General features: G+C 39.5%; 9 protein-coding genes. All 9 read left to right on the top strand.

Translation table 11 applies throughout. The features are described 5' to 3' along the window. Positions 1–45 precede the first annotated feature (45 nt). The 9 genes from LMC10_RS03550 to LMC10_RS03510 all read left to right on the top strand — a co-directional run bounded on the left by LMC10_RS03550 (position 46) and on the right by LMC10_RS03510 (position 9,729). A complete protein-coding gene (locus LMC10_RS03550; RefSeq protein WP_229268944.1) occupies positions 46–402 on the top strand; it encodes a septum formation initiator family protein in 357 nt (118 codons plus the stop codon). A 188-nt stretch (positions 403–590) separates the two neighbouring features. Next, positions 591–1,085 (top strand): S1 domain-containing RNA-binding protein, encoded by a 495-nt coding sequence (locus LMC10_RS03545; protein ID WP_003665652.1) that lies wholly within the window; start codon positions 591–593, stop codon positions 1,083–1,085. A 1-nt stretch (position 1,086) separates the two neighbouring features. After that, complete coding sequence (gene tilS, locus LMC10_RS03540) at positions 1,087–2,481, top strand: tRNA lysidine(34) synthetase TilS (RefSeq protein ID WP_229268943.1); 1,395 nt, start codon at positions 1,087–1,089, stop codon at positions 2,479–2,481. Then, positions 2,474–3,016 carry a hypoxanthine phosphoribosyltransferase gene (hpt, locus tag LMC10_RS03535; RefSeq protein WP_003671235.1) on the top strand — a complete coding sequence of 181 codons (543 nt, stop codon included), beginning with the start codon at positions 2,474–2,476 and terminating at the stop codon, positions 3,014–3,016. The genes tilS and hpt overlap by 8 nt, the downstream gene beginning before the upstream one ends. 233 nt (positions 3,017–3,249) lie before the next feature. Next, entirely contained in the window at positions 3,250–5,358 is a 2,109-nt protein-coding gene (ftsH, locus tag LMC10_RS03530) for an ATP-dependent zinc metalloprotease FtsH (RefSeq protein WP_003665658.1), read from the top strand. 90 nt (positions 5,359–5,448) lie between these two features. Beyond that, the gene (hslO, locus tag LMC10_RS03525; RefSeq protein WP_029507557.1) at positions 5,449–6,369 is read left to right on the top strand and encodes an Hsp33 family molecular chaperone HslO; all 921 of its coding nucleotides are present in this window, start codon (positions 5,449–5,451) and stop codon (positions 6,367–6,369) included. Between the two features lie 107 nt (positions 6,370–6,476). Then, positions 6,477–7,478, top strand: coding sequence for a tRNA dihydrouridine synthase DusB (gene dusB / locus LMC10_RS03520; RefSeq protein ID WP_003674674.1), 1,002 nt, complete (start codon positions 6,477–6,479; stop codon positions 7,476–7,478). Positions 7,479–7,498: 20 nt separating this feature from the next. After that, on the top strand, positions 7,499–9,025 hold the full coding sequence (lysS, locus tag LMC10_RS03515) for a lysine--tRNA ligase (protein WP_003667268.1): 1,527 nt from the start codon (positions 7,499–7,501) through the stop codon (positions 9,023–9,025). Positions 9,026–9,195: 170 nt separating this feature from the next. Beyond that, a complete protein-coding gene (locus LMC10_RS03510) occupies positions 9,196–9,729 on the top strand; it encodes a DUF7010 family protein (protein WP_229268942.1) in 534 nt (177 codons plus the stop codon). The last annotated feature ends 835 nt before the right edge of the window (positions 9,730–10,564 follow it).

The raw sequence follows: 10,564 nt of genomic DNA, 5'->3' as shown, positions 1-10,564 counted from the left end.
TGCTATACTTAAAGCGTGATAAGTTAAAATGGAGGGGAATGTCAGATGAAAGGACAATCTGATAGCAAAATTTCACAATTAAATACCCCATATGCCCGCCAAGTTTCGAATCAAAAAACATATAATCGGCATGTGCATAAGCGCCGTTGTCAGCGGATTATTACCGTTTTTTTGGTTATATTCTTAATCTTTGGAATTCAGATATTTCAGAGTAAACGGACATTAGCGGATATTAATGGCAATATTCGACACGCACAATCACAATTAACAAAACAAAAGCAAAAGAATCAACAACTGCAACGTCAAATTAAGTTGTTGCATAATCCCGAATATATTCAGCAGGTTATCCGTGCCAAGTATAACTACTCTAAGAAGGGCGAGATAATCTATAATTTGAACTAATGATCACAAAATCGGATGTTTTTAGTAGGGTTAGAATATTTTAAATGTTAAAATTAAGAATGTAATTGGGTGATTTTTCAGCTTAGTTTTTTATGAGAAGTTTAGTTATTTTCATACGTTTTCAAGATGAAGTTATGATATACTCAAATACAAAAATATGAGATGGTTCAGGAGGATCTATAGGTTTCATGGCAATTGAAGTTGGAGCAAAGGTTTCAGGTAAAGTTTCAGGAATCACTAATTTTGGTGCATTCGTTGATTTAGATGATAATCAGACAGGGCTAGTACACATCAGTCAAATCTCTGATAAATATATCAAGGATGTTCATGATGTATTGGCTGTCGGGGATGAAGTTACAGCAAAAGTAACACGGATTGGTGATGACGGTAAGATTGCTCTTTCAATCAAGGCCGCAGCTCCTCGTGAACATCAAGATCATCATGAAAATAACCATCATCGTGAAAATAATCACCGGGATTTTCATCACGAACGGAATAATAATTTCCGCGGCCACAATGATAACTTCCGTGGCGGTTTTAGTGGTCGACACCATAACAGTCACCAACACGAAGACTTTAATGACATGTTAGCTGGCTACTTAAAAGAAAGTGAATCACGTTTATCTACTTTGAAGCGTCAAACTGATGGTAAGCGTGGCGGCCGTGGTGGTCGGCGGAGCTAATATGGCGGATTTACAACAAGCATTTGAGCGACACCTAGTAAGGAGTCGCTTTTTTGCTACCCAAGATAAGGTGGTAGTGGCTGTCTCAACCGGGGTCGATTCGATGGTCCTTTTAGATCTCTTGCAACATTTGCCGTCAAAATATCGTCCCCAGATTATCGTTGCCCATATGAACCATGAGTTACGAAAACAAAGTCAGCTTGAAGAACGGTTCATTCGGCAATATTGTAAACAAAATGATTTAAAACTAGCAGTCGCACACTGGCCACAAGATCTTCATCCACAGACCGGGGTCGAAAACGCTGCCCGTCAAGCACGCTACCAATTTTTCCGGGAAGTGATGAAAGATAACCAGGCAAACATTCTGCTAACTGCACACCACCAAAATGATCTAGCAGAAACAATGCTGATGAAGATGGCTCGTGGTGGTCAGTTGAGTCAATTAGTGGGAATACGAGATCGGCGACCATTTGCTTTTGGAACCTTAATTCGGCCACTTTTACCCTTTAGTAAACAGCAGCTAAAGAAATATGCTTTGCAGCATCATCTTAAGTGGTATGAAGATAAGACAAATAAGGACTTGAACATTCAACGAAATCGATTTCGGCATGCGATAATTCCAATGCTTGAAGAAGAGAATCCTCAGTTGCTTTCTCACCTCGAAAGCTATCATCAACAGTTAACGGATCTCCTTGCCTGGCGTGATCAAGAAGTGGCAGATCAATTAGCAGCATGTGTTGATCAACAAGGAAGGATGATCCTGGCAAGATTATTGCAAAATAAGGAAATCATTCGAAAAGAAATTTTACGACAATGGTTTAATCAACAAGGAATATATGATATTAAGGACCAGCAACTTGATGAATTGCTGCAGACCCTAGAAAACGAGAAAAAGCCACAGCAAATCATTGAGTTGCCGCATCGATATATTCTTGAGAAAGTCTATGCTACTTGTACGTTAAAAAAATTGGATAATCCGCTTGAGAACCTACAAAAGCCCCAAGATCATGTGATAAAATTGGAACAATGGTATCAAGTAGATCCAATAAACTTAATGGCAGTGTCAGCTGAAAAGTCGTTTTTCAAGGATGAAGAGCAGGTAGTTTTGCAATGGCTTGCTCCAGATCAATTTCCGCTGCGTCTACGACAATGGCGACAAAAAGATCGTATTCGCTTAAAAAATGGTCATCACCAGTTAGTCAAGCGGGTCCTAATCGACCAAAAAGTTTCCCGAAAACAGCGTGACCAGCAAATGGTCCTGGTTGATGCGCATGACGAGGTCGTCTGGATAGTCAACCGAAAGTGGAGTTGGTTTGAACGGCCAATCGGCTATCAGCAGACATGGCGGTCATGTTTTATTGGAATAAAAAATAAGGAGAAGAAGGTAAATGAATAACGATATTGAGCGTGTCTTATATAGTGAAGAAATGCTTGGCAAACGAATGGACGAATTAGCAACGGACTTAACAAAAGATTATAAGGATAAACGGCCAATTATCATTTCCGTTCTAAGCGGAGCAGTTTTATTTACTGTTGATATGATTGAACGGCTAGATATCATGGCCCAAATCGACTTTATTGATGTTTCTAGTTATTTTGGTGGCTTAGGTTCGACTGGAAAAGTTAAACTTATTCATGATTTGAAAACAGATGTTAAAGATCGGCATGTTCTAATTATGGAAGATATTGTTGATACTGGTCATACTTTGAAGTACTTGATGGACCTTTTAGCCGACCGGGGAGCAAAGAGCATAAAGGTTTGTTCATTATTAAATAAGCCAGAAGGTCGGGAAGTAGATGTCGAACCTGATTATGTTGGTTTTACGGTTCCTAAAGAGTTCTTGGTAGGGTATGGCCTTGATTACAAAGGATTCTACCGAAATTTGCCATATGTTGGAATTTTGAAGCCATCTGTATACCAAAATGACTAAAAATGTTAGATAATTAGGATGACGGAAAAATCAATATTAAATGGACGGTATTTTAAAGATATTCTTAATTAACGTCCATTTTTATGGATCCGTAAATATGTAGTATGTATTATTAATAACATTGGCGATAAAACTATTAATTCTTCTGTAAAATTAATGGTCAATATTTGTCAAATATGCTATGATAGTGACTACAATTATAAAATATCGTTGCTGGTAGATAGGAGGTTGTTATGAACAACAATCGTAAAAAAAATAATTTTACTCATAACGTTCTCTTCTATGCCGTGATGTTCTTGTGTATTATGGGAATCGCCTACTTCTTCTTTGGGGGCAATACCTCAACAGGACAAAGTAAGACAGTTTCCCAAAGCGAGTTTATCTCCGAACTGAAGAGTAATAAGGTTAAGAGCGTTCAGCTTCAGCCAAATGGTGGGGTATATAAGGTTACGGGTACTTACCGTAAACCGCAGTCAAACAATGACAATTCCGCCAACAATACTGGCTTTGCTCTTACACCACAACGAAACAATAAGGTAACTCAATTCCAAAGTTCTGTTTTGGAAAGTGACGTAACTGTTAGTCAACTTCAAAACTATGCTAACCGTCATAATGTAAAGATTAGTACTCGTGCTGAAGAATCTAATAGTGTCTGGATGAACCTGTTGTTGACTGTCTTGCCATTAGTCATCATGATTTTCTTCTTCTACATGATGATGGGCCAAGCTGGTCAAGGTGGCGGCGGTCGTGGAGTGATGAGCTTTGGTAAGACCAAGGCTAAGCCATCTGATGCTAAGAAAAACAAAGTTCGTTTCTCAGATGTTGCCGGTGAAGAAGAAGAGAAACAAGAATTGGTTGAAATCGTTGAGTTCTTGAAGAATCCAAAGAAATTCACTAAGCTTGGTGCTCGTATTCCATCTGGTGTTTTACTAGAGGGGCCTCCAGGTACTGGTAAGACCTTGCTGGCTAAGGCGGTTGCCGGTGAATCAGGGGTACCATTCTTCTCAATCTCTGGTTCTGACTTCGTTGAAATGTTCGTCGGTGTTGGTGCTAGTCGTGTTCGTGACTTGTTTGATCAAGCCAAGAAAGCTGCTCCAGCAATCATCTTCATTGATGAAATTGATGCCGTTGGTCGGCGCCGTGGAAATGGTATGGGCGGCGGTCACGATGAACGTGAACAAACCTTGAACCAATTGTTAGTTGAAATGGATGGTTTCCAAGGTGATGAAGGAATCATCGTCATGGCAGCTACTAACCGTTCAGATGTCTTGGATCCCGCCCTTTTACGTCCAGGACGTTTTGACCGAAAGATTTTAGTAGGTCGTCCAGATGTTAAGGGCCGTGAAGCCATTTTACGAGTTCATGCTAAGAACAAGCCAATGGCAAGCGACGTTGATTTAAAGGAAATTGCTAAACAGACTCCTGGTTTTGTTGGGGCTGACTTAGCTAACCTATTAAACGAAGCGGCCTTATTAGCTGCGCGGCGGAACAAAACTGAAATTGATGCTGCTGACTTAGATGAAGCAGAAGACCGGGTAATTGCTGGACCAGCTAAGCATAACCGTGTCCAATCTGAACAAGAACGAAAGACTGTTGCATACCACGAAGCGGGTCACACGATTGTGGGTCTTGTATTAAATGACGCACGAGTTGTGCACAAGGTTACCATTGTCCCACGTGGTCGCGCAGGTGGATATGCTATCATGCTTCCACGTGAAGATCAGATGTTAATGTCGAAAAAGAATGCGATGGAACAAATCGCTGGTCTGATGGGTGGACGGGCTGCTGAAGAGCTTGTCTTTAAGTCACAATCTTCAGGAGCTTCAAATGACTTTGAACAAGCAACCCAAATTGCTCGTTCGATGGTTACCCAGTACGGAATGAGTGATAAGATTGGTCCAGTAGAACTGCAAAGTTCTGGTCAGGTCTTTACAGGTCAAGGCTATGACCAATCACCTTACTCCGAAAAGACTGCTGCTTTAGTTGATGAAGAAGTACGTCGAATCTTAACTGAAGGGCACGAAACCGCCTTACACATTATTGAGACGCACCGTGAACAACATAAGCAAATCGCTGAAGCATTACTCAAGTACGAAACGCTTGATGAAAAACAAATTCTTAGCCTTTATAAGACTGGAAAAGTTCCTGATAAGGATGTGGCTGCTGAAGATGAAGAGGCACGTGCACAAACCTTTGAAGAATCCAAGCGTGAACTTGAACGATTGGAAAATGAGCGTCACGATGAAGCAAAGGATAATCAAAATGATTCATCCGATACTAAGAGTGACAACTCAAATGATTCACAATCAAGTGATGATTCAGACAATTCTGAAGACAAGTAAACTATTGAAAAGACGGAAGATACAAAACCTGATTGGTAGGTGGTGGTCTTCCGTTTTTTCTTTAGGACTAATTTTAAGGAGGAATTTAAAATGAAAACAACAGATTATTTAGTAAAATCAATGACTAAGGATGGAAAGTTTCGGGCTTATGCTGTAAATGCTACCCAAGTCGTTCAAAAGGCACACGAAATTCATGATACATGGAGTGCTTCTTCTGCTGCCCTTGGTCGAACGTTAATTGGAACGATTCTCTTGGCTACTTCTAGTTTACAAGGAGAAGCAGGAATGACGGTTAAGATTCAGGGAAATGGTCCAGTTGGCTTTATTATTGCGGATGGAACTGCTGAAGGAACCGTAAAAGGTTACATGGGTAATCCACACGTTTCTTTACCAGCCAATGATAAGGGGAAAATTGATGTCGCAAAGGCAATTGGTAATCAAGGAACTCTTTCTGTAACCAAGATGGCTCCTGGCGACAAGACACCATATACCGGTGAAGTAAATTTAGTTTCTGGTGAACTTGGTGATGACTTTACTTACTACCTTGCTCAATCTGAACAAATTCCTTCAGCGGTTGGCCTTTCAGTATTCGTTAACCCTGATGAAAATATTGACGTTGCTGGTGGCTTCATGATTCAAGTAATGCCTGGTGCTAGCGATGAAGAAATCAGCAAGCTTGAAAAGACATTGAAGAGCTTGCCATTGGTATCACAAATGTTACGTGATGGTGATACGCCAGAAGATATTTTGAAGAAGATTTTTGGCGATGACTTAAAGATCCTCGAAACGATGCCAGTTCGTTATGCATGTGATTGCTCGAAGGAACGTTTTGCACATGCCCTTGCAAGTATTTCTAAAGATGATATGAAGAAATTGATTGACGAAGACCACCATGCGGAAGCTGTTTGCCAATTCTGCGGGAAGAAGTACGAATTTAACGAAGACGAATTAAAGAAGATCTACGCGGAAATGACTGCAAATGATGATAAAAAATCAACAGATGAAAAGTAATTTTTGGTGCTAAGCGCGTTGATATGCTATGATAGTTGAGTTATCGGACAATTAAAAATGAAACTGGATGGCCAGCACAGTTTCTTAAGCAGTAATGAGGTGAAAAAATGAAATGGAAGATCGGTAACGTTGAAATTCCTAATCAAGTTGTTGTTGCACCAATGGCTGGAGTAACCAATTCCGCCTTTCGGGTTATCTGTAAAAGATTTGGTGCTGGCTACGTTGTCTGTGAAATGATCTCAGACCGTGGCATTATGTATCATAATCAACGAACTTTAAATATGATGGATGTCGATCCTGAAGAACATCCAATGGGAATTCAAATTTTTGGTGGAACCAAAGAAACATTAGTTGAGGCTGCTAAGTATGTAGATCAACATACAGCAGCTGACGTGATTGATATAAATATGGGGTGTCCTGTTAATAAGGTTGTAAAAACTGACGCGGGTGCACGGTGGTTACTGGATCCTAATAAAGTCTATGAAATGGTGTCATATGTTACTGATGCTGTTAAGAAACCAGTTACCGTTAAGATGCGAACTGGTTGGGACGACAAGCATATTTTAGCTGTTGAAAATGCTCTAGCAGCTGAACGGGCAGGAGCTAGCGCGATTGCGATGCATGGTCGAACTCGAAAACAAATGTATACGGGACAAGCAGATTGGAATATACTAAAAGAAGTAGCGAGTCAATTGAAAATTCCGTTCATGGCTAATGGTGATGTGAAGACACCAGAAGATGCTAAGAAGATCCTTGATATGACTGGCGCAACCGCCGCAATGATCGGGCGGGCAGCGATGGGTAACCCATGGATGCTAAAGCGGACTGAACATTACTTAGAGACTGGTGAGCTGCTCCCAGAAGCAACTCCAGAACAAAAGATTGAAATGGCTAAAGATCACCTTAATCGTTTAGTTGATTTAAAGGGTGAATATGTTGGAGTTCGTGAGTTCCGTGGGTTATCGACGTACTATATCAAGGGTATTCCGCGTGCTGCCCGGACTAAAGTAGCATTAGTCGAGGCAGAAACACTTGATGAAATGAACGATATTTTTGACCGCTTTGCTGAACAAACTGCAGAACGGGCTGCAAAAAGACAGCAAGCCTAATTACGAGGAGGAGAACTTAAGTGTCACAAGAACTAGATCAAATGCGCGTTCGGCGTGAAAAAATGGAAGAGTTAAAAGAAGCGGGGATTGAACCATTTGGCCGCCGCTTCAAACGAGACCATCTTGCCCAAGACTTGCATGATAAGTTTGATCAATACGATAAAGAAGAATTAAACGAGATGGGCGCCAAAGTAATTATTGCGGGTCGAATGACAAGAAAGCGGAGTAGTGGTAAGGCTGGTTTCGCTGACTTTGTTGATCGAACTGGTAAGATTCAAGTTTACGCTCGTAAGGATATGGTTGGGGATGAACCTTACCATGTTTTCAAACGGTCAGATATTGGTGACTTCCTTGGAATTGAAGGGGATGTTATCAAGACGGATACAGGTGAATTAACCGTTCGTGCACATAAAATTACCTTCTTGTCAAAAGCATTACGTCCGCTTCCTAATAAGTGGGATGGGGTTACTGATCCTGAAACTATCTATCGTCAGCGCTACCTTGATTTAATTTCTAACCCAGAAAGTTTCAAGCGTTTCCACCAACGGACAGCGATCATCAAGGCTGTCCGGAAATACATGGATGATAATGGCTTTACAGAAGTTGAAACCCCAATTTTGAACACCCAAGCTGGTGGTGCTAATGCGCGGCCATTTATCACTCATCACAATGCGCTTGATATTGATATGTACTTGCGGATTGCTACCGAATTGTACCTTAAGCGGTTAATCGTTGGTGGCTTTGAACGAGTATACGAATTGGGCCGGATTTTCCGGAATGAAGGGATGGATCCTCACCATAACCCTGAATTTACTACAATGGAAACTTATGCTGCTTACTTTGACTTCCAAGATGTTATGGATGAAACGGAAGGAATCGTTAAGGCAGCAGCTAAAGTTGTTTCAGATGATGGAAAGATTACTTACCAAGGACATGAAATCGACCTTGGAGGGAACTTTAAACGGATCACGATGGTGGATGCCGTTAAGGAAAAGACTGGCATTGACTTCAGCGATGAATCAATGACGGACGAAGATGCTAAGAAGTTAGCCGATGAACACAAGGTGGAATATAAGCCTTACTGGACAAAGGGGCATATCTTGAATGCATTCTTTGAAGAGTTCGTTGAAGATACACTTATCCAACCAACTTTTGTCTATGAATTCCCAGTCGAAGTTTCACCATTAGCAAAGCGGAATGCTGATAATCCTGCGATGACTGATCGTTTCGAATTGTATGTTGATGGTAGCGAATTGGCAAATGCCTTTAGTGAATTAAACGATCCAATTGACCAGAAGGAACGTTTTGAAATGCAAGCAAAGGAAAAAGCTAACGGTAATGATGAAGCTGAACCAGTCGACTTAGATTACGTTCAAGCCCTCGAATACGGAATGCCACCTACTGGGGGACTTGGTATTGGAATCGATCGTCTTGTAATGCTCCTTACTGATGCTAAATCTATTCGGGATGTTATTCTCTTCCCAACAATGCGTCCAGAAAAGGAAGCTAAGAACGATTCAAAGAAAAAGAAAAACAAGAAGAAGTAAGCTGAATGGTTGATGAAGGCTTTAAGGAGTCTTTGAAAACATACCAAATATTAGTTAATGAAAAATTAGCATAAATAGATAACTCGTATTCCATTTTTATGGGGTGCGAGTTTTTCTGTTTTAGATATGATAGAATAACTATCGATTTAGAGGAGAAATGAGGGAAATTGATGGGAGAATTAGAAAAGTTAAAGCAAGACTGTATAGTAAAACAAAAGCGTGGGTTGCATATAATGATTGCTTCGATCGTAGTATGGGGCGGTATTCTTGCAGTAGAACTACTTAATGTTCCCGTTCTTACTAAAAACTTATTCGTATTTGTCTGTACGGCCTTACTTTTACCAATATCCTATTTCATATCTCGATTGATTAATGTGGATTTTCAAAATAAGACAAATCCGTTAACTAAGTTGGGGATGTTATTTTCGATGAATCAGCTTTTGTATCTTCTAATTGCAATGTGGGTTTATCCGACTATTCCCAATAAAATGCTAATGGTGTTAGCGATAATATTTGGTGCTCATTTACTGCCATATAGTTGGTTGTATAATTCTAGGGCTTATCTTGTTTCATCGATAGTAATTTCCATATTAGCTTTATTGGTGGGAATTAATTTTAAACCGTTTGTTTTAGCATCAGTTATGCTTGCCATAGTAGTAGCATTTTGCATTACCTTAATATTAGAAAATCATCAACTTGACTGAAGGGCTCCGATCCGTAAAGAAGATCGAAACTTTTTTTGCTATATTATTTTAATTCTTGCGAAACTTCTAATAGTAGAAAAAACAATTGCAAAAAGAGACTAATAGTTATCAAGAGATGTTCCTAACAATCTATCCAAGAAGATATAAAAATTGAATTGGTCCGGCTATTCAGCTACTGATTTAATGGCTAAATAATAATTTGGTTGGTGACCTGAATAAAATGAGAATTTAAATCTAGGATAATAATTTCCAACGTTAAGGTAAAAAATTGAATGGGTAAATACATCGAGTTACTAATTGAGTTTAATATTGATGCTTTTCTCTATACTAATTAGGTGATTTTTGTGATGGAAAAGAAATGCTAATTGGTAAGAATGGTAGAGGAGGCGGGCAAACTTATTAACAGAATAGTGAGTTTAAGAAGCTAATAGATAGCGATGAAAATAAAATTCAAAAAAGTTAAAAAAAGGTGTTGACGAAAGGATGAAATCCATGTATAGTAGTTATCGTTGTCAAAACAGCTAAGTGCTGTTGAGATGGTTTAACAAAAAAGTTAAAAATAATTGTTGACATCGACTTGGCAACGTGATATATTAATGAAGCTGCTGATTGAGTTATCGATCAAAAGAAATTCAAAAATAATTAAAATTTCTTCTTGACAAGCTAATCTGCTACATGTTATAATAAATATGTTGATTGGCTGCTTGATTAGCCAATAGGTAGACCTTTGAAAACTGAACAAAGTTTCGACGAATCAAATGTGTAGGGTCTTCAATCACGATGTGATTTGAAGCAAAACATTTGCGAAGTCAATTCGCTTAATAACAAAGATAAT

Source organism: Limosilactobacillus reuteri subsp. simiae (assembly GCF_020784875.1).
Taxonomy (GTDB): Bacteria; Bacillota; Bacilli; order Lactobacillales; family Lactobacillaceae; genus Limosilactobacillus; species Limosilactobacillus reuteri_H.
The sequence above is the reverse complement of the archived record's forward strand: the minus strand, read 5'-3'. Positions and strand labels throughout refer to the sequence as shown.